The following is a 23,342-nucleotide window of genomic DNA, read 5'->3' as shown; positions in this document are numbered from 1 at the left end:
ACCGAGTGGTTCTTTTCTGTTTATAGTGATGTAATCATGCCCATACTGCTCTTAAAAAGAAAGTTGGGACATCCATGAGAAAACCTATCCAAATCATTAACGAGCTAGAAGCCGTCCGGGGCGGTGATGGTTTTACTCCTGAGCAACTTGAACCTTTTACCGAATACCTTCAACAACTTAGCGCCGACGAAATACTGGTTCTGGATGCTTATGTAACCTCCTTAAAAGCAATGACCCAATACCTAATGACAAACGTAACCCGCAACTAAAAAGAACCTCCCTGTTTACGAGGTTCTTTACTTTACATAATCTAATTATGTACAACAGACTCTTGTATCTTTTTAAATTCCTCAAAAGTTACTTTCTTACTTTCTTTTTTGTTTTCTTTACTTGGAATAATAACCAACACTCTTGTCTGCAACTCCTCTGGAATTGGACGATTCTCTAACATCCAGTTCACACTATCTATAACCAAACGTCCCGGCGCACCAAAATGATACCCATGATACTGAATCCCAAACCATTTCTCCTTTTCTCCCTCTTTTTGACAAAAAGACTGGTTGAATATATCACTCAAAAACGGCGGGTAACCTAACACTGTCCCCAGTTTACCGTTATCGTAGTCCATAATATAACCACCATGCTTATCGGATTTCACAACCCTAGCCACGTTATTTACGTACTCCTGCATAACCTGACCATCTTGAAATAGAATAACCGAACCTCTTTGCGGTAATGTAATACTAGGGTAGCTAGCCATAAAGCTCTTTGCATAAAAGAACGTAGACTTTACCAACAAAGCTGGTTTCAAGTTATATAAAAACAGTTTTGCATCACCTGCAACCCTATTTACATCTATATTCGCCTTTTCTAAACTATTTATCGTTCGCTGCGCTGACCATGTAACCTCGTACAACGTAATCACCTCTTAACCGAATTTATATCTATACTCAGTCTATCACAGTCCATAAACGTCATTTCCTACATCCTTATCATCAATAAAAAAGAACCGCCCAATTTGAGCGATTCTCCTACTTTAATTCCGATATTAACCCCAAGTTAACGTATCTATATCTACCTCAGGGATGTTAACTTTAACCCAGTCGCGAATGGTTTCTACTGTAATCACTCCACCACTTTCCGGGATAGTAGCCACAACATCCCACTTAAATTGTTGGTACTTTGTATTGATAATATCCATGTTCTTCACATACTTTAACAGGATATTGTACGCTAAATCAGCGGGTCCGCTACCTCCATACCCGAACTCAAACCCAGAAGGTGAGTGATACTTCATTTTATGCTCCACACCCTCTACTATCGCATCCCCATTTTCTGCCCTACATAATTTTACAGCTACCATAGTAACTCCTCCTCTTTCTTATTAATTATAATCAGAACATATATGAAAATCCGCAACCTTTTTATATTTCTGTAATGAACAACGTAATCTACCGCCATCTCCAGTAATTGCATGGTCACAAGACATACAATCGAAATCATTCATATGTGCTAAATTTGGATTATTTTTCTTTACCTTTTCTACAACCTCTGCACGTTCTTTAGTTCCTCGATTTAACATTTTTGTCATTTTCCTTACCCCCAGTTAATTTCCCTTATTTGCTTCGTTTTGTTACTTTCAATATACCAGTTTATTATATTTTAATCAATGTTTTGGTGTTTTTATATGCAAAAAGGTAAGGCGAACATCAATACCGCCTTACCCTCTTACATTCTATCTAATATCATTTGTTGCGCCTTAGAAGCCCCTGTCGGGTTTGACCCTGCACCTGCGTATGACGGGTGGTTCGGGTACGCACTGATTAGTTTTCGATACTCAGCACGACCTGCATCCGGCTCACATACTGTACCTACATAATCATATATTGGCATTACCTTACCGAATGTCCGTATCTGGGAGTTAGGTAACTTTAACGCCTCTAACGTAAGCCCTACCACGATTTCACGCTGCTTATTAATGTCCGTAATATGCTCATCTACAATCTTTTGCTGCGCATGCATCTCAGCAGCTGTAATACTTCCATCCAACACATGATTATCCTTATACACTAACCAACAATGATGTATTGGCTTACTTCCTACTAAAATCCAACCTACATAGGTCTTCATGTCGTCCTCAGGAATCCCTGCCTGTACTAAACTTCTATATAAATTCTCTGTATTTTGATAGCATTTTCCTACTTCAAACTTAACTGAATCGTATGCGTCCTTAATCGTCTGGAAACTCTCGATTCCTTCCTCTATCTGCTCAGTATTTACATAGCAATAAAACTGTATAGTCCTCTTATTTGTTAATGGGTACAACTTAGATGGGATAGTTGCCTTACCTTCTTCATCTGCAACCATTACTTTATCTTTACGTACCTTTAACCCGATTCCGTATTTTTCTAAATAGTCCTCTGTGTCTTTATCTAAGTAAATCATAACATCCCCCTAATTCTCGGTAATCAGTAAACTCTGGGATTACTGCATACTGAATAAGATGCCGTGATTATTTGTTTTCTCAAACTCCATGAATGTTCTCTCTAACATTACGTTACGGAACTTTCTCATTAGATTAAATTTACCGCCTGTCGGTGCAACCGGGTAACGACGAGTATGCTGCTCTAGTAACTCCCCACGTCCGCCGTTTTCTTGTACTTTAAATACGTTTAATGTCATTTCATCAAATAATGTACCTAATAAGATGTTTCCACTCACCATGTACTCATCTGGCTTATTGATTTGAAACTCTCCTAAAGACTCTCCAATATATTGTTCTGTACCCATAACAAAATCCTCCTTATACCTATCCTAATCTATTCTTCATCTCTTTTTTATCTCTGTATTTTATCTATTATCTCGTTAATTGCTTCCCTTTTATATACGACTAAACGCTGTCTTTTATCTATAGTCTGTCTAGTTAGTTTATGTCTTTTATTTATCTCTTATATCATTTATCCCAGTTGTGGCGATATACACCGCTAACTTGTTACCTTTAGTATAGCAGACTTAGTCTTTCTTTGTTAGGCTTCCATTATCTCTTTCTTCGTCAATCTTCAAATAAAATAGGGTTATAACCATAATTTGTACGGTTATAACCCTATATTTTGTCAGTTATTCTGGTTTTTAGGAGAACAATTCTTCTGCTTCTTCATCCAGTCCTTCTACTCCTCTAGCCATCAACTCTCTAAATGCATCTTTAGTAGATACCGCCCAAGTCTCTGAACTATTGTCTAAGAGATTATTCACTCCTGCACGATTAAATACGTCCCTTACCTGTGTACGCACTGCATCACTTGTTATCATTAACGTAGAAGCAACCGGGAATTGTTTATCTCTATACACCTTAAGGTTTTGATGTAAAATTCCCACTAAGTTCTCAAACAGTCGAGAACGAATACTCTCTTGAATATCTGGACTAAACTCCCCAACAAATCGGTCACTTGTATCCGCTACCGAATTTGCATGCATTGTAGCGATAACCAGTTTACCCATTTCGGCTAAACGCAGCGCCTGATACATCTCAGCCTCTTCACGCAACTCCCCGAAATACACAACGTCTACGCCCTCACGAACCGCATCTTTTGCCGCATCCGAGTAGCTTAATACGTTAACCTTCAACTGGCGTTGAATCACACGACCGTTAGCCGACTCATGTACGAACTCAATCGGGTCTTCTACCGTAAGCGTCACTCGTCTTGTGTCCATGTCCATATTAATCGCTTTTATGATAGCAGCTGCCGTTGTCGTTTTACCTGCCCCTGTATGTCCACTAATAATGAAAATACCCGACTTTTGTTTTTGCACCTCAGCAACCGCCGAAGGTAAGTTTAAGTCATCTAAGTCTGGGATTTCATTCGGTACTAATCGGATAGCAATAACCGCTTTCTCTTGGCTCACATTGTTAGTAAACGCCGAGTACACATGTACACGTAGCGTCTTGTTTAAATGTGCGCTAAAGTCGAAGCTCTTCCCGTTATCGTTCATTAACGCCGAGAAAAATAGGTTATCAATCGTTCTCTCGTTCTTACTTTCATAGTTTGTATCCCCCGGTGTAAACGGAGTGCTGTACCCTTTACGGCTTACAGTCTCTTGTCTGCAAAATTTATTCAAGAAGATATTGAAATCCTCGATGTCCCAAACCTCTAATTGGCTTTGTTTTACCCAACGTCCACGTATTTTAAAATCGATAATCTCACCCTCGACAATCAACACATCCTGCGCATCTGTCTCATTCGCAACCGCTGTACGCAACATCATTGAAATTTTATCCTGTCTTCTCTTAAAATCAGCATCTTCAAGCGTAGTCACATACCCATCGGCATATTTCGATTGTTCTTTTTCCGCAACCGTCATTCTACTCTCTCCCTCTCTTACATTTTACTCTCGTCGCTTAATGCACTTGAAATATCCATAAACGAACCTACACCAGTTCCCATATAATCTTTCGCATCTTTCTCACCGTAGTAATTATCCAAGTCTTCCTGCGTGAGATTCACCTCAGCCTCTACAATATCATGTGGTACTGCAGAAGACTTCAACGTAACGACTCGATATCTATCCCCACTACTCATGACCCCTTTTAGCCAGTTAAGGAAATGATTCGCTAACCTCTTCGGTACTTGCTGCGTAATCACAAGTAAGTTGTCTCGATGCGATGTAAAGTTGTTGAAATCCTGCACCCCTTTAACCATGAAGAACTCATATCCCTCAAGCTTCGGAATAGCTACCGACTCCGCAAGAATATATACCTGCTTCAACCTCGGTTTTACAACCTCTTCCGGCTCACGCTCTTCCTCTTCTTGTTTCAGTCTTTCATCTTCCTCATCATGCTTTGCACTGGTTTCCGCCTCGTTTATGATTTGGTCTAGTTTTGCAAACCAATCTGACTTCTTCACATCTTCCTTATCTGCAGTAACCTCTGCGGTCTCTTCCGAAACTGTAACCTGCAATGCATCTGTAGTACTGGCTACCTTATCCGCCGCTACCTCAACGTCCCCCATAACCTGCTCCTCTGGTTCGGTTAAATCCTCAACCTCTGTTTGCCCCATAACCTTTATGTGAATTGGCTCTTTTGGTTCTTCTTTTTGAATTTGAATGCTCGGCGTAGGAGTCGTTGGGCGCTCAGTATCCTCTACATACTGTACAGGATTTCCGTAGATATCCCGAAGTATCGGGAACACCTCTTCCCCACTTAAAATCTCCCTTGCATATACCTCGTCCCACGTATTATTTTTAGCGTCCTGCAGCATATTACCTATATCAATCCCACGCTCTTTTAACGTAAGATAACTCTGTACATCTTCCTCAGAGGTAATACCAAGCGCTACCAAATACATAAGAGAAACTCCCTCATCCTCTAACCGAGAAAATATACTTTTCCGGCTGTTATGTAGTTTAAATACACTCTCCATAAGGATTAGGGTCTCGTCCGAAATCTTTGTGCGCAGCTCTCTATAGTAGGTTTCCTTATCGGAACTGCCCGTATTCAGTAACCCGCCCGCTCCAATATTGATGTTGAGCGAACTCTGCGACTCGCTGATACTTCCAAGCATTTGAGAACTCATTCTGGCACTACTGTCCCGCTTATTCTTCTTTGCCCATGAACTAAATAAGCTCATCGTCATCACCTACAGTCAGCTTAATCGTCCCCACATAGTCATCTCGACTTAACTTAGTAACTCGACCGTCTACCCAACTACATAACGTTGGCTCAAAGCTGTATAAGTTATTCCCAAGCTTTACCCAAAACTCAAGTGTTAGGTTCAATGTCCCAACTAGATAAACTTTATCTCCATCTTCTTCTGTTACAATCTCGCCATTTTCATCCTCGTACCCTTCTACTAAAACCCCAAGGTTGTAAGCCTCATCGTCCAATTCCCCAAACCTCATATACAAAGGCACAGCTCCCTCTTCCTGACTATGAGCCTTAATCATATTATCCAACAACTTCAACGTACTCTGGTAAGGTCGTCTACTGAAATTAAGTAAAATCGCCTCCTGAGATGCATCTACCTTATCCATCTCAAGGTCAACATCCTTACCCCCTATAACCCTTCTCTCAAATTCATGTACATCCATAGACCTATACCAACCCTTTCCTTATTTCTACCTTATATTTTAAACTACTTACTTTCCCTTTACTCAATTCCCCTTATCATATACTTTCTAATCTTCCTAAATCCCATCATATAGAAATCTTCCCATAAATTGTCGAACTTTTCCTACTTATTAGTGATATAATCATATATGGGAATATTGCCATATATTAGTGATATTACCCCCGTTACTTAATAACACAATTAGGAGGAGTTAACGCATGAAAAAGCTAAAAACACTAGCACTTATTGGAGCATTAACCGTTGGAGGATTTACTGCAGCTAGTTTATTTACAACGAACCAAGCAGCGGCTGCAACACCATCAGCTGTGCAGTATGCAGTAGCAGATGACTGGGGATTCCCAACTTATCAGCACGTACACCACAATGCTGATTTCCGACCAGAATTAGATTTAGGAACATTACGTATCGGCTCTACACTTGACATTAACGTAGAGGTTGGTGGCGTTGATAACGGTATCCTTAAGCTTTACTATATCGACCCAAATGGCGCTAGTGACTATGGTGACTTAGTACGTTACAAAACAATTTACGGCGCTGAAGCAGGTCACCACAACTTCAGCCGATTCACAACACCAATTACAAACGTTTACCCACCGGGTAACTACGTAGCAGTATTAAAAGTTGGAGACAGCTTCTACTACGGTGGCAAATTCAAAATTACGAAGTAACCCAAAATTTATAGTTAACTTACTAAACTAAAAGGAGACTTTACAATGAAAAAACTAAAAGCATTAGCACTTATCGGAGCACTAACAATCGGCGGTTTTACGGCATCAGGGCTATTTTCAGCAAACCAAGCATCCGCTGCAACTCCTGACCCAGTTCAGCGAGCATTTGTAATTCCAGACGACTGGGACTACAGTACAAACTTCGAAATCCACCACAACGCTGATTTTATCTCAGAATTAGCGGTAGGTACTTTAAGACATGGCGGTAAGTTTGACGTAACAATTAACGTCGGCGGCGTTTCAAATGGCGTAGTAAAACTATATCGCCTTGACCCAAATGGTAGCGAATACGGCGATTTGCAACGATATAAAACAATTTACGCTACAAACACCGGTAACCACAACTCAAGCCGATTTACTACACAGATTACAACTGGGTTCGCTCCAGGTACTTATGTAGCGGTATTAAAAGTAGGCGACAGCTACTACCACGGCGGTACGTTCAAAATTACAAAGTAACCCACACTGTCATCTATGACAGTAAAAGACCCATACATTCATTTGTATGGGTTTTCTTAGCTCATGAAAAACGTTTATATGGTAAAATGGAGTAGTAACTACGTTATAGGTTGGGAGGTTGCACAAACCCTTTCTTCACACGATTTGTACGAAGAAAGGAGGTGTAGCCACATGGAATTTCTTTTAGCCCTTTTGATTGCCGTAACCCTAGAGGTTGCTAAGACACTTGCTAAAGAAGGCACAACATTTGTCCTTAAACAGCTTGAGAACAAAAAGAGCAAAAAGAAGACCTCCCATAAGCCTCGCAAGCGTGGGAAGTCTTCTAGACACAAGTAATTTGGTTTAGTAGCAACCCCCACCGTTAGCGGTAGTTGCAGAACAGGGTGTTGGCTCACCCTGTTTTTTAGTGTATGCAAAATGATAATTCTGTATACACTGCTTTTGTATTTACATGAACTATGAAAGTTCTCCCTCACATAAATACAAAATCTATATCTGATTAGATTATAACATGTCCTATTTATTTATATACAGTTTTATGGGAAGTTTCATAAAACTGTCTTATATGTATTTACTCCTCACGTTAGATACTGTCCTCAATGTTATCGTAAGCCCAACTCTTTCTATCCAAACTAAAAAATACAACAAAAACCCACTCTTTCCGTCGGAAACTCAAGAGTAGGCTTTAGAAAAAGATAATGCATAATAACAACCACCCCGACGTCGACCAAACGTAAAAGAGATGGCTCTAAAAGAACAAATAAATTTTCTTTTGCGACCAGTTACCTTAAGGCGACCGTTACAAATTAGACAGATGTGACAGCATTCCGTCTTCCTATATTATAACATAGCCCCTAACCTTATACGTAATCTTATACGTAATCTTATACGTAATCTTATACGTAATCTTATACGTAATCTTATACGTAATCTTATAAAAATGCCTTACATGTATTTGTTTCTTACATCAGATACTGCACTCAATGCATGCTTTAACCCATGTTTCTGACCATTCCAGTTGCTTATCGTTCTATCGTCATTTGTTGTTTTTACCTTAGCTTCCTGCCCTATGTTATTGTCGATAAGCTCACTTATCTCACCCATTGCCTCACGTAACACCTCTTCAGGTTTCTTCGGCAGCTTACCGATAACATCTAACAAGTGATACGCCAATTCCTCAGCCTTATTTAATGGTATATCGATATGAGTCTTTGCACCGACTACACTCACATTCACACAATCTTCCCCATCTATTTCATTAAAGGAATCCCGAACCCATAACTCTGTATCTCTACCATCTAACTTCACCCACTGTACGCTATGCACTCTCCCACTCCTCACCAAAGTTTATATGCCTTACAAACCCATTCCATATCACAAAGATTAATTTCAATCTTAAACCCTACACCACTATCGAGATGGATAACCCCCTCGTACTTACCATCTCCCGTTTTTTCTGCAGCTGACGTACGCAAAATCCCCGTAGGTAACGTATTATAGAACCCCGTTATTACACTCCCTAACGATAAGTCCCAACTGTATTTCTCTGTTTGCGCATGAATCTGCCTGTTGATTCTTTCGACATTTCCATCTAATGCATTAAGCGCATTTACCCATTTAACCACATCTTCATCATCTGAAATAAACCAACCGTATGTATCGTCCATAACCAGCTTATCTACTGTACAAAAATCGGTGTTACTGTAATCCGCCCCGATACTGTTAATTATTCGTTCTCTCAACATAACAATTAATGCGTTATCTGTAACCATATTATCTTCTCTCCTCGATATTAGAATCCGCCTTCGCCTGTCTTGTTCATGTATGACTCAGCAGCCCCGCCTTTAGCCGCCTTATCCGCACACTCATTGCATATAAACAGATTACCACTTCTACACTCTTTTGATGTTAACGCCAAATTCACGGTATCTGTAGTCTCAAATGTATGATGACATAACTCACACTCAGGCTTGTCTGAACGTACACTACGAATTGATTTATGTTTTAAATAATTATGAATTACTGTATCAATTACAACGTTTTCTACTTTTTGTGTTACATAACCCATATAAACCACCCTCCTCTTATTTAGTTTAACGCCCCTACAGTACATTGTAAGGGCTTTGTTATCATTCTATATAAATTTGTACCTAATATTGAGAAAGAAAGCATTGTCGTAGTTTTAAAGCTTCTCCGTAACCCTCTTAAGAGATTCATACTTCTCCTTCCACATACGTACCTCCTCAGACACTCCAGTCACCTGCATACTTAGACTTTCCTTATCTTTATATAGCTGCCTTATCTCTTCTCCTAACCTGTCAATCTTTGTTTCTAGTAAGTCCCTTTCAGTATTAACCACCCTTAGTCCCTCTTTATTGTCATCTACTGACAAAACAAAGAGCTTAAGTCTAGGTAACATCCTCCTATGTACCGCTATCCTTCTACCTTTGCTTAACTTTCTGTAAATAATGTCCCCATCTTTGTAGATAGCACTTAACAAATCTTGACGAACCTCATATAACGTACCTCCCAAATCCAACAGCACCATAGCATCCTTAATACCTATTCGGGTTAAACGTAAGTCCCTTTCTATACTCTGCAAACCAATACACCTCTCCCGCACCTGTTTATTCTTCTGGTATTTTACCAATTAACTTACTCCCATAAAAAGTCATTTTACCCGCATCAAAACTCTCAAAGAACCATTTATGCTTTTTAGCATAGTTAATACAAGCATCCTTGAAATCAACACCTTCAGATTCTCCAAGATAATTATCCAAACCAGAGCTAGTCTCGTTCCAGATTTCAAACTCCTTCTTCTCGGGTTCTCCATGTTTTTTAGCTAACTCTTTAAGTTTATTTACAATCTGTATAGCCTGCTCCCCGCTAAGTGGTTTCTCATCTAGTAGGTTCTGCGGGTAATCCATTATGAAGAAATCATATTCATGCTTCGCTTCTTGCTCAGCAAGTAACTTTCTTACTTTATCTACTTCGTTCACATCTACTAACTCTAACTTTACATCCGCAACCCGTCTTACCTCTTTTCCACCGTCTAACGTTCTGTACGCCCCAAACCCTATATCTAAATCTTCACAACAACTCATTGTCTCCACATTTAGATGGTCTGTAAGTCTCTGTATTCTTTCCTCATTCGTTAACGCATTTTTTGTTTGATAACAAACCTGCGTCACACCACCCATCAAGTCTGTAACCGTAAATCCATAATTAATCAAAATACCCACTCCCCTTATCTTCGTTATCTTATTTACACTATACCACTTTTATATATTTTAGTCAATAAATTAAAGTTAAATCATTTCCACATATATATGAACTAAATGTGAAATATTGTCAAATTCAGTATATTATATTATCTAAATGTGTTAATGTATACAATGTTTAGAAAATATATGAAAAGGGGATTTTTAATTATGAAAAAAGTATTATCTACACTTGCAGTATGCGCATGCCTTACTATTCCTACAGTCGGAGCTTCCGCAGATACTATTGAAAACGCTAACAGTAACCCTAATACTGCGGTTGCACAAACTGTAAATGTCGGCGTTTCAGAAAACCAACCTAAAGCTCCTATTATTCAACGCTCAATGACGAAACCTGATTCATCTGACGTTGTAAACCTAACGAAATCACAAATGGATTTTGCAGGTCAGGCACGTAGCGCCATATTATACACAAACAGCCACTTTAAAGGTAAATCAACAATTAGTTACAAAATCAAGAACCTAAACAAAGATGACGTGCTAACAGTTAAGGTTTACGAAACAGGTGCTTGGTTCGCAACTGAGACACTTAACATTGACCCATCTAGTACATCTACAGGTACGATATCTGGCTTAGATAAAACTAAAAAATACTACCTATCCTTTTCAGCTCCAAGCCATTTTTCAGGGCATGTTAAATAACCTGTAACCATTAAAAAAGAAGCTATGTCGTTCGTTGGTTGTTCGACATAGCTTCTTTTTATTCTCATTAATCCTTTTTTAAAAACCTTCTTACTAACCTACCCTGCTTATCTTTAACCATTCCGAAAAACTCATCTACCTCACGTACCCATACTTTATCCGTGTTGTAATCATCCTCAGATTGATAGACCACATGCGGTGTTTCTTTATCAACAAAAGTTACCCCATTGCTGAAGTAAAGTTGTACTTGATGAGGTTCTTCACCCTCCGGCGTAGCTGCGTCATACGCTATCCCACTCTCACTGACCGCTACGTGTCGTTTATCGAGCTGAGAAATCGGCAGCGCAATTCCATCGTACCAGTACTCTTTATTTTTATGATGGTTATACAAATCTCCATGTTTCAAAGTAAATTCCTCCTTATTTTTGAATCACCTTTTTAAAATCACCTATTTTATGTGTAGGACACCAATCTAAGCTCCCCTGTTTAGAAGAAGCGAGCTTAAATACACGTTTCGTCCAACGATAGTCAAACTCAAACGCAAAGCCAACATGGTTACCGTCCGTAACCACTTGCCCCTCTTTTATATCGGTAGTTAATCTATACGCACCCGCTAAAACTGCTTGGTTCATAACATCCTTTTGCTCTCTTGTGTAGCTATTATACTTCTTCCACATATCTACATAGCCTCTCGTGTTAAGCTCTCTTTTCACAGGCTCATCACAGTCCAAACATTCGATTGCAGATATACATGCAGGTTCTCTCCCCACTGATATAGGTAAATAACCTAATCTAACTCCGTTTAACACCCACAACACGATTTTCTCTTGCTTTACTAAAATTACAGGAACATCAACTACTTCCAACATCCAACCCATCCCCTATCCGTTTCCTTTTGTTACATATAATATACCATTTTATTATATTTTAGTCAATAGTTAGTAAAAAGATGAGAGCTAATACCCTTTATAAGCTGTAAAAGCTGTCTAGTTTACAATAACCACATTACTGTAACCCTGTTTTCAATCAGTAAATTTTTGTACTAAGTTTAACACATCTTCTATTTTGTGATTCTGTCTATCCATCCAAGCTGTTATTTGCCTCATAACTATCGCTTTATCTTCCTCATCGTCCAATCTGTTCATTCTTGTCTCTAAGGTTTTATACTTCCGTACAATTTGATACTCGTCTGCTACTTTTTCTACCAACGCAGCTAACTCTACTAAACGTCCACTTCCAGTACTTACCCAACCTCTGACCTCTTTATCTTGCAATAAATCCTCTAACGTATCAATACGTCCCTTGTCTTCTTTTAAATGACCAATAACCTTACTCTCCCAAACCTCTACTACAACTTTAAGTGAATCCATACCCGCCAACTCCTTTTGTTTTTGTTACATTTAATATACCATTTTATTATATTTTAGTCAATAGTTTGCAATGTAAAAAAGAGAGCCGCTAGACCCTCTTTACTCTAACCCATATTCTTTCTTTAGCCCTTGATAGACTTCTTCAATAATCTCTACAGGTACGCAGCCATACACAGAAATGTTACCGCTTAGTAATTTCCCATGCATAGCTTCTTTATGTTTAAATTCTGGAAGAACGGACTCTATAGGGACTAAGTCACCATGTTTATTTACTGCCATCTCCATAGCTTTATACTCACTAAGCCCTACAGACTCACGAGGTATAGAGTGAAACCCTGTCCCTGCTTGTATGCTAAGTCCTACACCACCATTGAACCGAATTTCCTTATGTATAATGTAGTCCTTAAGAAAAACTGTCTCCTCTAGGTCAGGTATTAACTCTCTAATAGCTTTTGTCTCATCATGCCATTCCATTTTTGTAATGTACTCCATGTAAACCCCTCCCTCTAATACAAACTCCTACTCAATGATTTTAAACTTACTTAAATCACATTTCCCATGTATTTTAGCGATTACGTAAGCTTCAGCAGGATATACACTCGCCAACTTCCAAAAGTTACGTAAATCCGATTTAATAATTAAACGAAGCAGTTGTGCCGTAAAGTTATCCTTACCATCCATAATTTGATATTCAAATCTAGCATGCTCAATATCTTTCTTTCTTACCTCAAGCATAGTTATACCTTCTTCCTTTTAGCGTATTTCAATTTGCCACAAACCATGCTTGTCTTGAAACTCCCTAGATACAAACCCAATCGCTAAATGTAACCGACCATACCAATATTTCTGTATTTTATAGATTTCCATTCGAGCGCTATGAAGCACAGGAGTCCCACGCTCAGTTGTTTGTGGTAATGAGAAATTTATAGTATCTTCTATCTCTTTTAGCTTCGCCACACAGTGTAAGCATTCCTTTTCCATATCTTCCTCAAAACCATCATACACGTTCAACATAGCATCTGTCATGTTCTCTCTGCACCCCGGCATACAATCATCTCCTATCCTTCTATTAACCCAATAACCACACAAGGAACTGTACGTACGTCTAACGCTTTGTAAATTTCCTCAAGTGTTTTATATTTAGGGATTCCAATACACTCGACTTCAATTTTCTCATACATATCTGCTTCCTCAACTTCCACATCATCCATACATCCAGAACCGTTACAGCACTTAAGTAAGTAGTAACCAACTGCCTCATACTTATTTCTAGCGGCAATAACTTTACACGCACTCTCTAGCATCATTCTGACCTTAAATAACTTGATTTCAGAACCATCTAACTGCTCCAGATATATTGCAGCATCTTTAAGCGCCTGTTTGTCATACTCCGAAAATAAATGCTTCTCAGCAACCACATCACTATGGATAAACTCATCCAGTTTTACAATCAAATCTTTTGTAAATTTAGCAGAATTCACATTAACCACTCCCTTTATATTCTTAATTATAGTAGATTTGCTCGCGCCACTATAGCCTACTCTTATCGCCTTCATAGGAGCAGATTTGGTTACCTTGTACTTCGTAGTAACTCATGTTGTAATTCGTAACCACATACTCCGATTCAATATCGGTAATGTCATCCCCAAAATCTACTTTAGATAAATACTCATTAAAATAGTCTCGATTAAATTTCTCGTACACCTCTTTATTGAATACCTCTTCTTCCTCTACACTACCCCTGCCTCGGTACTGGAAAATTGCAAACGGTTTCCCTTTGTATGTAAGCACCTGTAAATCCCGTGAACGACCATCATGTGCATAATCAGCTACATAACTGCGAACTTGCAACTCTTTTTCAGCAGATATATCTAACCCTTCCTGATTAATATTTGAAATACGTCTAAACATCCAAAAGTCCCCAAGCTCATAATAAAAATCGCTTTCTTTAGAATCAAACGTAAGTAAGTCTACAATCTTAGCTTTGAACGCTTCACCTTTCACTAAATCTCCCCCATATACCCTAAATTTAATGTCCTAAATATACCACTTTATTATATTTTAGTCAATAAATTAAGAAAAAAGAGAGCTTACACACCCTCTTCCTGTCCCTTCTGCATATGTTGTACAGCACTTTTAAGGCTTCTGTAAGCCGAAGGAAGCCCTGCTCTATCATCTAGTAGGATATTATAGTAAAGCTTTTTACCTCCCTTACACGGGATAAAATCAGGCGTTTCGTTAATAGAATCGTAAGGTATACTGTTTTGCTCCAAGTATTCTTTAACAAAAGCCAGTTCATTATCCTTTCTTGCCGTGTAGACCATTAAATATGCTCCATTTTCTTTACACTCATGAAGCAGCTGAATAACTGACCCGTATGTTTGCCCCTCTTTGTGGTAATCGTAGACCGTATTATCAAAATCGTATGCCACCACAATAGAGCCATACTTCTCCCACTCTTTAACCAATCGGTTTGTTACGTTTTGTTCGTCTAAGTAGAAATCAGAACCATCTTGAACATGTAATAACTCCAACAAAACCTTTCTATTAACTTGAAGATTCTCCATACAGAAGGAGTACGAAAAACCGTCTACTTTCTTTACCTTAACTGCTTCTTTTAACTCCTCAATCGTGTTTATTGTATCCATACCACTACCTACCCTCTCTTTACATGTATATGTATCTACTGCCTTGTACCTCTTTAACCAACGACCGAACCTAAACCACCATAGATGTAACCATCAACCCAAGATTCCGCTTCCTTCCAGCTTTTAACCCGAATAACTCCCTTAGGTGTAAACCCTTGGTTATACGGCGTATCGAACAGAATAACAGGGATTACGCACTTATCATGTACTTCTAATGCCGTCTCGTATTTATCCTCAAAGAATATATCTATTTTTTGCTCCAGAACCGTATCAACTTTAGACGTTCGACCCACTAACCTGATTCCGTTATATACAAACCCATTCTCCTGCAGCCAATCCTCCGAAACATCTAAAAACCTTTCGTTTCTGGCACTAATAAAAAAGATTTCATTTTGTTTTGACCAGGTATGTAAACTTTTGAAAGCCCCATCCGTCGCTACAGCCTCTTTATATAGACCTACCTCGTTTACAGCAAACCAACCCCAAAATTCATCCTCAGACACATCTACAAACCTACCTAAATTGTAATCTGTTATATCCTGCAAGGTTAACTGCAAACCGAACTGCTTATTAATTGCAGGTAAAAAGGAAGACGGGGATGTAACTGTCCCGTCAATGTCTACCCCAAATCGAATCATATTAAACCTCCTCTACTCTTTACCTTCTCCATTACCTTTACTTGTTACCGGTAATGGACTAAACTTAGCCATGTCTTTCCGCAACATTTCTAGATGCTTATCACCATATAGATACAACTCATTCAGAGTCTTTATTTTCCCATCTTCAATTAGCTTTCTTAACTCTTTCATTGTGGCAAACGAACCATTTAGTGACCAAAACAATGGCTCGCCTTCCAACTCAGCAGCCTTATTTACAGTACGAATTTCCTTTTTGGTGTAGCTTACAGTATACACTCCTGCTCTCTCGAATGGCTCAAGCGCATCAAACCCCTTAGCTTTAAACTCTAATAACCCTGCAATTCTATCCTCTTCCGTCTCATACTGTACCGTTACAAGATTGTCCACTTGATGTCCGATTAACTTACCTCTCATTCCATATTCCTCCCCGTCTATCAATAACTTAAATATACCATATTATTATATTTTAGTCAACAAAAAAGAGAGCCAGAAGACTCTCTATATTCGTTCGTTTCTCCACTTTTTATTTTCTTTACAGCGCTCCATATGCTCCGCATGTCTCTTTTCTACATCATTACCTACCTCCGGTAATTCTAGAATGTTACCACAATCGAAACCATCCCCATACGTATCTGTAACTAAGTACCCTTTACTTTCCCAACCTTCTTGCTCTTTAACTGCCTTATCTGCAGCTTGATTATAACTAACCGATACCTTTTTACTCACAGCAAACATCCCCTTTATTTTTGTTGTTTACGCCGCTAACTCTGGATTATCATGAATATTTCCAACAACATCGTAAGTCACATTCAACTCGTCTCGTATACCACCACGCTTAGATACTTCCTTAACTGTATACCCTGCGTAATTGTATTCAACCACACCTATGTATTTCTTAGGGTTATTGAACCCGTAATTGATTCCCTCAACCAAGTCATTCTCATAAATCTCTTTTCCGTTCTTCTTAGACTTTAACCCGGTAAACTGACCGACTGTATCCCACTGAACAGGGATTGTCCCAAGACCCGGAGCCTCGATGTAAGCCAACTCATCTTCGTAATTTAAAATGGCACTTCCATACACCCATTTTGTATCTCCTAAATCCCCAATCGGCTTACCACGGAACTTAATTTCTCGCACCACATTTACCCCTCGTTTCTCTTATTTGATACCTTTACTATACCGAATTATTATATTTTAGTCAATAAGTGGGACGAAAAAAGAGAGCCTTTAGACTCCCACCTTTTCTTTATCTCCACATTTGCAATCGCACTCGGGCGTTATACCTGTTGCAACAGATAACCCAGATAGAATGACTAATGAAAACCAACTATTTGTTAAGTAAAACACGAACCCTGTAAGCGCCAATACACCAAATACAATTAGTACTGCTGCCGTATTTTCGTTCATATCTACATCTCCTCGTCTTCAAATATTTTCTTCTTACTTCTAGCAACAACACTTCCCGTTATTGTTAAAGCACTGTTCTGTCTTAAAAAATAATCTAATTCAAACGCCATAGATGGCTCGTGCTTGATTTCCGTATATAGAACCCCCTCTTCGTCCTTAACCACAACTACATCATGTGTAATATGGCTGCTTAAAAATGTCCCCAAGACTAACCTCTTCACCCTTCTTTGTTGTATACCCTGTACGTAAATCCATCACATTTCCCCCATATCTTTAGGTTTTCGTACCATTTCATCGTTGTATTTATACATACTTGTTTCTTTAAACCCATACTTTTTATAAAACCCTTTTAGCACTTTCTTACCTACGCCGAATTTAGGCTCAATATTTAGCTGCACAACATATTGGTATTTATCCGCAATGTATGTTAGTTGCTTCATCATCTTCGTACCCAGTCCTTGCCCACGCTTATCGTCCGGAACACCGATGAACGCTAGATGTATTGTACTGTCATCATTTAGATGCAGCTCGAACTTAGCTCCCGTAGTCATATCGATTAAGAAGTTCCCTAAATAGATATAACCAAAGTTAAATCGGAACTCATTTAGAATAGGTAATGAAGTTAGACTCTCAACAAAAATACCAGACATGACGTCCCTAAAATGATGTTCACGTTTCTCCTCTAGCGCTCTCAACTCATCTTCTGATATATTTTTAAAATCAATCATTCTATCCGCCCTCCGTATGTGAAAAGGTACTGGAATCAGTACCCTCTGTATCCGCCCATATCGCCGTCATGTAACCGAACCCCAACCAACGCAGGATTATTAACCAACGCTACCCTCATAGCATCATGTAAATCTGTTCCACTGTAGTAATGAAGGGATTTATGCCCCTTTTTATACTCAATTTCGAATAGGTAATGTGTAATGATATCAAAATCTAACGCATCCACTCTACCTACACCATCTAAGTATGTCTTGTTAGCTTTTAAACTGTTTAGTACCCCTTCTGCCTCACTAACCGTTACTTGCGTTGCCTTTGATGGGATAACCTTACTGTCTTCTTTAATTGTTGTCGCATTACATTTACCCACTAACGGACTACCATGCCATATCTTTTCAATAGTACCCTCTTGGTCTAACGTGTAGTACAAATGCGTTACATCAATACCTGCACAACTAAGTCCACGTTCATCATTTTTCTTAACCATAAATACTTGCAGCTCATCTACTTCACCGTGATACTGAAAACCATATTTCATAACATTTCCTCCTTAGTGGATGTTTGTTTCGTTATTTATAATATACCAGTTTATTATATTTTAGTCAATAGTTATTTCTCAAATTAGCCAATACTTTTTCTGTTCTCTTTGTTGTGCAGATGTTGCATAACCTCTCACCGTTACTGAGCGTCCCATGTGAACCCCAGAACCTGTTAAACCAAACCTTACACTCAGAGCAGAAAAACCAACCCTTTTTCTTACGCAACCTCTTTGTTTTTGGCACATGTTTATAAAACTTTCTTCCTATACTTAGGTATACAAACTTACCTTTTCGCTTATACGAAACATGAAATGACGTTCGTTTATGTATACTCTTCACACCCTCACCACCCTACCTTCATTTTCTATTTTAACTATACCAGTTTATTATATTTTAGTCAATTATTACTCGTAGAAAAAAAGAGAGTGTCAACACCCCCTTACCTAAAACGATAAATATATTAACACAGCCACCCAAGCTATAAGTGTAACTACTCCAATCACCAACATAGGTATAACTGCAAGGTACGTTCCTTTTTTCACAAAATTGTCCGTACTATCTGCTTTACTACTTAACGTAGCCTCCATCACGCCAAGAGTGATATTGCTTATTTTAGCACTATGATATAAATTTACCCCAACAGAACCAATAATACCTATAAGCGCTAGTGTCATAACTTTTAAGCTGACAAAACACATACCTATAAGAAATAAGAACCCACTACCTATCAACCCTTTTAACGACGCATCACGCCATTTTCTACTTGTACCCATACTTATCTCCCCTTATGCGCTTTTCTTATACCACTCAGGGTTCGCTAAGATTGTCAACGTCTTTAACAACATATCTGTTTTGAAGTACCCGATATGGCACTCATCTCTAGGAATCCCTAACAAATCCGACAATCTTCCATACGCTGTGTTCCTATGTAATATCCCGCTTTTCCACGTAGCATCAAACAAGTCGTGACACGCCCGTTTCAGCACTTTCATCTCTTTTGTTGCCATAACCCCTAAAGGTCTGTTTGTCCCCTTGTGTACCCCTACGCTCGCCGTACAGTTACGACACAAGTATATTTTTATGTTTGCGTATTTCTTTTGACGATACAACTCCTCCGCCGAAGTAAACACTACTTCATGTCCGCAGTAGGGACACACTTCTGGAATTTCTATTTTTGACATCTCCATTCCCTCTCCTATCTCCTATTCAACCACACATATACCGTAACCAACAAAGGTGCAATAATCAATGTAGCCGCTAAACTAAGCACCCATAGTTGCTTTACTATCGTGTATGCTATAACACAGATTAAGAACGCAAGTAAATTAACTGCCCAAACCTTAATCAGTCCTGTTACATCTTTCTTGTCCATAGCAGCCTCCCGATATAAAAACAGGGAATCAGTTCGATTCCCCATAAAATTCTTTACGCATCTCACGTAGCTCTGGTTTCGTGAAGTATTCCTTCAGATTCTCTAACTCTTGTCTCTTTGTTTGGATGTCTTCACGTAATTGTTCAAGCTTTTGAAACTCTTCACTTACAACATGGTCAGGAGCTTCCCAAAACGTGGTTTCGTAATACTCCTTTTCAGCTGCTTCAAACTGTTTCTCTAATTCTTTCTTTTCTTTTACTACCCTGAAAAAATCCTGCTTCTTTGTCATCTGAACCCCTCCTAATTTTTAATAATTGATAGGATATGTTTTTCTTCAAGTGTAACGACATCCTTATATTTAACCGTATCCAGTTGTACTGGGTCATTATCCAAAGTACCTACAACACAGAGCCGTGAATACTAGTCACCTGCACCCACATTCTCTCTGTCTGCTTTCCTTCCTCCTCAAAACCTGCCTTTACGTAATCACCAACAACAATATCTTTAACTTCTTCTTTTGTTGGTACTTCAAACGTTTCTGGGGTTAATTTGTTCTGCATCTCACCATCTACTAATGTATAGCCCATAATTTCCAACCTCCTACATACTTCCTATTTTTATTTTACTGTAATTCTCACTTTTGTACCATCGGATAACTTATCAAGTTTGTTTCCTACGTAAGAACCTGCCCCACGGTTATCAGATGGGTCAATTAATTTAACGTGAGCGCCTTTCCCTCCTTCTTTACACATCGCCATCGGAAACTCGTCTCGGTCTTTACCTTTAACCGTTTTAATACCTGCTAGTGACTGCTTACGACGGTCAGATGCGCCCCCACGGTCGATTGTACAAATATCTGTATGTCCTTCTTTAATTGCCTCTTTAACATGCTGCGCCGTTTCTGGGTACTTGTCGGACGGTATTTCGACCACCTGAGCGACTTTCTCGCCGTTGTTACCATTTACTTGTTTTGCTTTTGCATCGCCTTGTTGCGCCGTACAGCCCGCTAAAATAGACCCTGCAATCACTAACCCGCTAATTGTTTTAAACACCTTTTTATAGTTGAACATTTTCATCATTCTCCTTAGTATGTAGTTTTGATTACGCTACGTCTTGGTAGCAAATCCTTGCGTTTGTAATCCCATATTGCTTAATCAATTTCCACGCTTCTTCATATGTAACTCCATCGAATCTTTCATCTTTATGGCATCGATACATCCCCGTATCTTCCATAAAGAATGCAGGGGATGACATATGAATCCAATGGTCTTTCTTACCTTCCACCAATTCTTTCAACTTTTTCTTTGTTACCCGTACCACATACCCTTTGATTCCTAGTGGCGGTGTCATTTTAGCCATCCCCTACAACTCCTTTGTTTTTCTTATCTGTCTTTACTATACCAGTTTATTATATTTTAGTCAATAATTATGTAGAAGAAAAAGAAGGCGAAACTCAACCTTCTCTCCGTAACACATCAGCCTTATCGATTGTATACGTTGAAAATACATCTTCAATCTCTTCTAACGTATACCCTGCAAGCTCACCTAACCCTACGTACATACTTAGAAGCCAACGAGTTGTGTCCCCATCTTGTTCTTCACGTACCTTTTCTACTTGTTGCAACAATAAGAAGAATTGTCTCGCCATAGTGAACGCCTTATTTGTATTTACGTTTTCACCCTCAACTTCATCATCCTTACAAACACTTAGTACGTAACCTAACCCCTCGATATACGACTCTAGGAACTGTTTGCTCTGCTTGTTGCCCGTATTTAAGGACTCTACCTCATCATGTGGGTATTTAAACTGCCCCCAAATGTCCATACATTCCGTAAGGCAGGAAACAAAGTTTAGCAATCTATACTCCCTTGTTTCTTCCCTAGTAATATCTCTAACACTAAACTCCTCTGCATCTACCATCTCTTGCATATTTATCATAAAATCAATTTTCATATGTATTCTCCTCTCTTTTATATACCTTATTTTACTCTGTTTTATCTAAAAATTCTCGTACAATCAAGTCGAAATCAAATTCTAACATGTCACCCAACCCCATATACACCGCAAGCAGATAATCCATTGTCTCCTTAGAAGGGTCTCGTCTTGCTTTCAACACCCATTCATACACATCAAAGAATTGTTCTTTTACACCCGTAGCCTTTATTACACCTACGTAGTTCGGGCTTACACCGAAATCTTGACAAAGTCCAATACATTGCCATAATCCCTTGATATACGCCATTAACAACGGATTCTCGTACACCTGACCGCCTTTACAGTCCGAGTTCTGACAAACCCCGTTCTCTGGTTTCTCATCTTCATAACCCGTACCTCCGCAGTTTTCGCAAACCTCTGTGGATTTTACAGCCGTGATTGGCTCCTGCGTCATTTGGTAGTATTTATGACCCTGCCAGTTATTCATGCACTCCCCAATATCCTCTAATAGACCCATTACACGCTCGTCAAAAACCTCAGAGCGCCCAACTTCGCTACACACTAATAACTCATCTTCCGTTCTCTTTTGCAATTCAAACATATCTTTCATACCTTTTGTTACACGAACTCCCATCTTTAATTCCTCCCTCGTTTTGTTACCTTTACTATACCAGTTTATTATATTTTAGTCAATAACTTACCGAAATAAAAGAGAGCCGGGAACTCTCTGAATTTTAGATGGCAACTGTACACCCTAGCGTAAGGTTTACGTTGCCCTGCGATTGTTGTACGTACATTATATAATATATACATATAGATGTAAACGAATCCTCAACCTGCTTTTCTATACATTTCTTGCTCCATACACCTACGTATATATCGTTTATCTTTTCGGTCTTTCTTAACCTCAAAAATCAGTAGTACATCCCAAATACTTAACGCAAACCCTGTAGCCGCCACACCCGTAACGGCTACATATTCCGTACCCTCTTGATATAAAACCTCATGGGCGTATAGATACCCCATACAGCAGAATAAAACAACATGAAATACAGCAACAAATGTATATGTTACAGCCTTACCCTTCATACCTTCCCACCCCTCTAGGTTACTTGTAGTATATTCCATTTATCTGTATTCATATTCGAAATTGTTATCAAAAGAAAAAGCCCGCAGCAGTGCCTACGAACTCTTACTTAACCCTTATTTTTAATAATCAACATGCTTTACCTCATTAACCTGCAGAGATAGAATTTTACCCTCCGAAAACGCCCGATACTCTAAGGTTTTCGACCCGTCTTTTGTCCAAACATACACATGTTTTCCGCTCGCCACTGGCGGATATTTAACCATATGGATATCGTAAACCTCTCCATCGGCATCGTCCTGCCACTTCCCAGTACCAATAAGATGTGTAATCTGACTTACCTCAAACTTTATCCCGTTAATAGATAAGATATCTCCCATA

At 39.0% G+C, this 23,342-nt stretch carries 45 protein-coding genes; 5 read left to right on the top strand and 40 right to left on the bottom strand.

The features are described from left to right. Nucleotides 1-74: 74 nt before the first annotated feature. Nucleotides 75-269, top strand: coding sequence for a hypothetical protein (locus tag ACYFX0_RS20385; protein ID WP_193635612.1), 195 nt, complete (start codon nucleotides 75-77; stop codon nucleotides 267-269). A gap of 41 nt (nucleotides 270-310) precedes the next feature. Here ACYFX0_RS20385 and ACYFX0_RS20380 read toward each other — a convergent pair whose 3' ends face one another. From ACYFX0_RS20380 to ACYFX0_RS20345, 8 genes are all read right to left on the bottom strand, one after another. Next, nucleotides 311-916, bottom strand: coding sequence for a hypothetical protein (locus ACYFX0_RS20380; protein WP_460271820.1), 606 nt, complete (start codon nucleotides 914-916; stop codon nucleotides 311-313). 132 nt (nucleotides 917-1,048) lie between these two features. Continuing rightward, complete coding sequence (locus ACYFX0_RS20375) at nucleotides 1,049-1,363, bottom strand: DUF6166 domain-containing protein (protein WP_460271818.1); 315 nt, start codon at nucleotides 1,361-1,363, stop codon at nucleotides 1,049-1,051. Nucleotides 1,364-1,384: 21 nt separating this feature from the next. Continuing rightward, on the bottom strand, nucleotides 1,385-1,591 hold the full coding sequence (locus tag ACYFX0_RS20370; RefSeq protein ID WP_416493620.1) for a hypothetical protein: 207 nt from the start codon (nucleotides 1,589-1,591) through the stop codon (nucleotides 1,385-1,387). Nucleotides 1,592-1,728: 137 nt separating this feature from the next. Next, on the bottom strand, nucleotides 1,729-2,445 hold the full coding sequence (locus ACYFX0_RS20365) for a hypothetical protein (RefSeq protein ID WP_221660633.1): 717 nt from the start codon (nucleotides 2,443-2,445) through the stop codon (nucleotides 1,729-1,731). Between the two features lie 39 nt (nucleotides 2,446-2,484). After that, entirely contained in the window at nucleotides 2,485-2,790 is a 306-nt protein-coding gene (locus tag ACYFX0_RS20360) for a hypothetical protein (RefSeq protein WP_193635607.1), read from the bottom strand. 339 nt (nucleotides 2,791-3,129) lie between these two features. Further along, entirely contained in the window at nucleotides 3,130-4,359 is a 1,230-nt protein-coding gene (locus ACYFX0_RS20355) for an ATPase, T2SS/T4P/T4SS family (protein ID WP_460271815.1), read from the bottom strand. A 17-nt stretch (nucleotides 4,360-4,376) separates the two neighbouring features. Beyond that, nucleotides 4,377-5,342: a hypothetical protein gene (locus ACYFX0_RS20350; protein WP_460271813.1), complete on the bottom strand. Its 966-nt coding sequence runs from the start codon at nucleotides 5,340-5,342 to the stop codon at nucleotides 4,377-4,379. 268 nt (nucleotides 5,343-5,610) lie between these two features. Continuing rightward, nucleotides 5,611-5,901, bottom strand: a complete 291-nt coding sequence (locus ACYFX0_RS20345) for a hypothetical protein (RefSeq protein WP_460271811.1) — start codon at nucleotides 5,899-5,901, stop codon at nucleotides 5,611-5,613. A gap of 421 nt (nucleotides 5,902-6,322) precedes the next feature. Here ACYFX0_RS20345 and ACYFX0_RS20340 point away from each other — a divergent pair, with 421 nt between their 5' ends. The 3 genes from ACYFX0_RS20340 to ACYFX0_RS20330 all read left to right on the top strand — a co-directional run bounded on the left by ACYFX0_RS20340 (nucleotide 6,323) and on the right by ACYFX0_RS20330 (nucleotide 7,648). Further along, on the top strand, nucleotides 6,323-6,793 hold the full coding sequence (locus ACYFX0_RS20340; RefSeq protein WP_460271809.1) for a DUF5065 family protein: 471 nt from the start codon (nucleotides 6,323-6,325) through the stop codon (nucleotides 6,791-6,793). Between the two features lie 45 nt (nucleotides 6,794-6,838). Further along, nucleotides 6,839-7,312: a DUF5065 family protein gene (locus tag ACYFX0_RS20335; RefSeq protein ID WP_460271808.1), complete on the top strand. Its 474-nt coding sequence runs from the start codon at nucleotides 6,839-6,841 to the stop codon at nucleotides 7,310-7,312. Nucleotides 7,313-7,483: 171 nt separating this feature from the next. Continuing rightward, entirely contained in the window at nucleotides 7,484-7,648 is a 165-nt protein-coding gene (locus ACYFX0_RS20330; RefSeq protein WP_193635601.1) for a hypothetical protein, read from the top strand. A gap of 609 nt (nucleotides 7,649-8,257) precedes the next feature. On the opposite strand, the gene ACYFX0_RS20325 is transcribed toward ACYFX0_RS20330, so the two are convergent. From ACYFX0_RS20325 to ACYFX0_RS20305, 5 genes are all read right to left on the bottom strand, one after another. Then, nucleotides 8,258-8,638: a hypothetical protein gene (locus ACYFX0_RS20325; RefSeq protein WP_460271806.1), complete on the bottom strand. Its 381-nt coding sequence runs from the start codon at nucleotides 8,636-8,638 to the stop codon at nucleotides 8,258-8,260. A gap of 11 nt (nucleotides 8,639-8,649) precedes the next feature. Next, nucleotides 8,650-9,084 carry a hypothetical protein gene (locus ACYFX0_RS20320; protein ID WP_460271804.1) on the bottom strand — a complete coding sequence of 145 codons (435 nt, stop codon included), beginning with the start codon at nucleotides 9,082-9,084 and terminating at the stop codon, nucleotides 8,650-8,652. 20 nt (nucleotides 9,085-9,104) lie between these two features. Further along, nucleotides 9,105-9,380, bottom strand: coding sequence for a hypothetical protein (locus tag ACYFX0_RS20315; RefSeq protein WP_460271802.1), 276 nt, complete (start codon nucleotides 9,378-9,380; stop codon nucleotides 9,105-9,107). Nucleotides 9,381-9,494: 114 nt separating this feature from the next. Next, the gene (locus ACYFX0_RS20310; protein WP_460271800.1) at nucleotides 9,495-9,962 is read right to left on the bottom strand and encodes a hypothetical protein; all 468 of its coding nucleotides are present in this window, start codon (nucleotides 9,960-9,962) and stop codon (nucleotides 9,495-9,497) included. Next, nucleotides 9,940-10,545: a hypothetical protein gene (locus tag ACYFX0_RS20305; protein ID WP_460271798.1), complete on the bottom strand. Its 606-nt coding sequence runs from the start codon at nucleotides 10,543-10,545 to the stop codon at nucleotides 9,940-9,942. The genes ACYFX0_RS20310 and ACYFX0_RS20305 overlap by 23 nt, the downstream gene beginning before the upstream one ends. 198 nt (nucleotides 10,546-10,743) lie before the next feature. Here ACYFX0_RS20305 and ACYFX0_RS20300 point away from each other — a divergent pair, with 198 nt between their 5' ends. Then, complete coding sequence (locus ACYFX0_RS20300; RefSeq protein ID WP_460271796.1) at nucleotides 10,744-11,235, top strand: hypothetical protein; 492 nt, start codon at nucleotides 10,744-10,746, stop codon at nucleotides 11,233-11,235. 67 nt (nucleotides 11,236-11,302) lie between these two features. On the opposite strand, the gene ACYFX0_RS20295 is transcribed toward ACYFX0_RS20300, so the two are convergent. The 27 genes from ACYFX0_RS20295 to ACYFX0_RS20165 form a co-directional block, all read right to left on the bottom strand. Continuing rightward, the gene (locus ACYFX0_RS20295; RefSeq protein ID WP_460271794.1) at nucleotides 11,303-11,641 is read right to left on the bottom strand and encodes a DUF1653 domain-containing protein; all 339 of its coding nucleotides are present in this window, start codon (nucleotides 11,639-11,641) and stop codon (nucleotides 11,303-11,305) included. Between the two features lie 13 nt (nucleotides 11,642-11,654). Continuing rightward, nucleotides 11,655-12,104: a hypothetical protein gene (locus ACYFX0_RS20290; RefSeq protein WP_460271792.1), complete on the bottom strand. Its 450-nt coding sequence runs from the start codon at nucleotides 12,102-12,104 to the stop codon at nucleotides 11,655-11,657. Between the two features lie 153 nt (nucleotides 12,105-12,257). Beyond that, nucleotides 12,258-12,605 (bottom strand): hypothetical protein, encoded by a 348-nt coding sequence (locus ACYFX0_RS20285; protein ID WP_460271790.1) that lies wholly within the window; start codon nucleotides 12,603-12,605, stop codon nucleotides 12,258-12,260. Nucleotides 12,606-12,704: 99 nt separating this feature from the next. Continuing rightward, complete coding sequence (locus ACYFX0_RS20280; RefSeq protein WP_460271788.1) at nucleotides 12,705-13,097, bottom strand: hypothetical protein; 393 nt, start codon at nucleotides 13,095-13,097, stop codon at nucleotides 12,705-12,707. Between the two features lie 27 nt (nucleotides 13,098-13,124). After that, nucleotides 13,125-13,340, bottom strand: a complete 216-nt coding sequence (locus ACYFX0_RS20275; RefSeq protein WP_460271786.1) for a hypothetical protein — start codon at nucleotides 13,338-13,340, stop codon at nucleotides 13,125-13,127. Nucleotides 13,341-13,358: 18 nt separating this feature from the next. Further along, nucleotides 13,359-13,652: a hypothetical protein gene (locus ACYFX0_RS20270; protein WP_460271784.1), complete on the bottom strand. Its 294-nt coding sequence runs from the start codon at nucleotides 13,650-13,652 to the stop codon at nucleotides 13,359-13,361. 11 nt (nucleotides 13,653-13,663) lie between these two features. Next, complete coding sequence (locus ACYFX0_RS20265) at nucleotides 13,664-14,086, bottom strand: hypothetical protein (RefSeq protein WP_460271782.1); 423 nt, start codon at nucleotides 14,084-14,086, stop codon at nucleotides 13,664-13,666. Nucleotides 14,087-14,135: 49 nt separating this feature from the next. Beyond that, nucleotides 14,136-14,609 carry a hypothetical protein gene (locus ACYFX0_RS20260; protein ID WP_460271780.1) on the bottom strand — a complete coding sequence of 158 codons (474 nt, stop codon included), beginning with the start codon at nucleotides 14,607-14,609 and terminating at the stop codon, nucleotides 14,136-14,138. An 86-nt stretch (nucleotides 14,610-14,695) separates the two neighbouring features. Further along, nucleotides 14,696-15,253, bottom strand: coding sequence for a hypothetical protein (locus ACYFX0_RS20255; protein ID WP_460271778.1), 558 nt, complete (start codon nucleotides 15,251-15,253; stop codon nucleotides 14,696-14,698). 53 nt (nucleotides 15,254-15,306) lie between these two features. Further along, on the bottom strand, nucleotides 15,307-15,891 hold the full coding sequence (locus tag ACYFX0_RS20250; protein ID WP_460271776.1) for a 5' nucleotidase, NT5C type: 585 nt from the start codon (nucleotides 15,889-15,891) through the stop codon (nucleotides 15,307-15,309). A 12-nt stretch (nucleotides 15,892-15,903) separates the two neighbouring features. Continuing rightward, nucleotides 15,904-16,305: a hypothetical protein gene (locus tag ACYFX0_RS20245; protein ID WP_460271774.1), complete on the bottom strand. Its 402-nt coding sequence runs from the start codon at nucleotides 16,303-16,305 to the stop codon at nucleotides 15,904-15,906. Between the two features lie 84 nt (nucleotides 16,306-16,389). Beyond that, nucleotides 16,390-16,617, bottom strand: a complete 228-nt coding sequence (locus ACYFX0_RS20240; RefSeq protein ID WP_460271772.1) for a hypothetical protein — start codon at nucleotides 16,615-16,617, stop codon at nucleotides 16,390-16,392. Nucleotides 16,618-16,644: 27 nt separating this feature from the next. Beyond that, entirely contained in the window at nucleotides 16,645-17,031 is a 387-nt protein-coding gene (locus tag ACYFX0_RS20235) for a YopX family protein (RefSeq protein WP_460271770.1), read from the bottom strand. 90 nt (nucleotides 17,032-17,121) lie between these two features. Beyond that, entirely contained in the window at nucleotides 17,122-17,301 is a 180-nt protein-coding gene (locus tag ACYFX0_RS20230; RefSeq protein WP_460271768.1) for a hypothetical protein, read from the bottom strand. A gap of 2 nt (nucleotides 17,302-17,303) precedes the next feature. Continuing rightward, the gene (locus ACYFX0_RS20225) at nucleotides 17,304-17,507 is read right to left on the bottom strand and encodes a hypothetical protein (protein ID WP_460271766.1); all 204 of its coding nucleotides are present in this window, start codon (nucleotides 17,505-17,507) and stop codon (nucleotides 17,304-17,306) included. Nucleotides 17,508-17,555: 48 nt separating this feature from the next. Then, nucleotides 17,556-18,029 (bottom strand): GNAT family N-acetyltransferase, encoded by a 474-nt coding sequence (locus tag ACYFX0_RS20220; RefSeq protein WP_460271764.1) that lies wholly within the window; start codon nucleotides 18,027-18,029, stop codon nucleotides 17,556-17,558. 35 nt (nucleotides 18,030-18,064) lie between these two features. Beyond that, the gene (locus ACYFX0_RS20215) at nucleotides 18,065-18,565 is read right to left on the bottom strand and encodes a hypothetical protein (protein WP_460271763.1); all 501 of its coding nucleotides are present in this window, start codon (nucleotides 18,563-18,565) and stop codon (nucleotides 18,065-18,067) included. Nucleotides 18,566-19,009: 444 nt separating this feature from the next. Next, the gene (locus ACYFX0_RS20210) at nucleotides 19,010-19,339 is read right to left on the bottom strand and encodes a hypothetical protein (RefSeq protein ID WP_460271761.1); all 330 of its coding nucleotides are present in this window, start codon (nucleotides 19,337-19,339) and stop codon (nucleotides 19,010-19,012) included. Between the two features lie 12 nt (nucleotides 19,340-19,351). After that, on the bottom strand, nucleotides 19,352-19,747 hold the full coding sequence (locus ACYFX0_RS20205; RefSeq protein WP_460271759.1) for a zinc-finger-containing protein: 396 nt from the start codon (nucleotides 19,745-19,747) through the stop codon (nucleotides 19,352-19,354). Between the two features lie 219 nt (nucleotides 19,748-19,966). After that, the gene (locus tag ACYFX0_RS20200; RefSeq protein WP_460271757.1) at nucleotides 19,967-20,227 is read right to left on the bottom strand and encodes a hypothetical protein; all 261 of its coding nucleotides are present in this window, start codon (nucleotides 20,225-20,227) and stop codon (nucleotides 19,967-19,969) included. A 109-nt stretch (nucleotides 20,228-20,336) separates the two neighbouring features. Continuing rightward, a complete protein-coding gene (locus tag ACYFX0_RS20195) occupies nucleotides 20,337-20,525 on the bottom strand; it encodes a hypothetical protein (RefSeq protein ID WP_460271755.1) in 189 nt (62 codons plus the stop codon). A 30-nt stretch (nucleotides 20,526-20,555) separates the two neighbouring features. Continuing rightward, entirely contained in the window at nucleotides 20,556-21,008 is a 453-nt protein-coding gene (locus ACYFX0_RS20190) for a NucA/NucB deoxyribonuclease domain-containing protein (RefSeq protein WP_460271753.1), read from the bottom strand. A gap of 31 nt (nucleotides 21,009-21,039) precedes the next feature. Beyond that, nucleotides 21,040-21,297 carry a hypothetical protein gene (locus ACYFX0_RS20185; RefSeq protein WP_460271752.1) on the bottom strand — a complete coding sequence of 86 codons (258 nt, stop codon included), beginning with the start codon at nucleotides 21,295-21,297 and terminating at the stop codon, nucleotides 21,040-21,042. A gap of 94 nt (nucleotides 21,298-21,391) precedes the next feature. Continuing rightward, the gene (locus ACYFX0_RS20180) at nucleotides 21,392-21,892 is read right to left on the bottom strand and encodes a dUTP diphosphatase (protein WP_460271750.1); all 501 of its coding nucleotides are present in this window, start codon (nucleotides 21,890-21,892) and stop codon (nucleotides 21,392-21,394) included. A gap of 31 nt (nucleotides 21,893-21,923) precedes the next feature. Next, on the bottom strand, nucleotides 21,924-22,508 hold the full coding sequence (locus tag ACYFX0_RS20175; RefSeq protein ID WP_460271749.1) for a hypothetical protein: 585 nt from the start codon (nucleotides 22,506-22,508) through the stop codon (nucleotides 21,924-21,926). Between the two features lie 197 nt (nucleotides 22,509-22,705). Beyond that, nucleotides 22,706-22,963, bottom strand: a complete 258-nt coding sequence (locus tag ACYFX0_RS20170) for a hypothetical protein (protein WP_460271748.1) — start codon at nucleotides 22,961-22,963, stop codon at nucleotides 22,706-22,708. 120 nt (nucleotides 22,964-23,083) lie between these two features. Continuing rightward, the gene (locus ACYFX0_RS20165; RefSeq protein WP_460271747.1) at nucleotides 23,084-23,341 is read right to left on the bottom strand and encodes a hypothetical protein; all 258 of its coding nucleotides are present in this window, start codon (nucleotides 23,339-23,341) and stop codon (nucleotides 23,084-23,086) included. Nucleotide 23,342 lies beyond the last annotated feature (1 nt).

This window comes from Bacillus sp. NEAU-Y102 (assembly GCF_054788175.1).
This window is presented reverse-complemented; position numbering and strand designations above follow the sequence as displayed.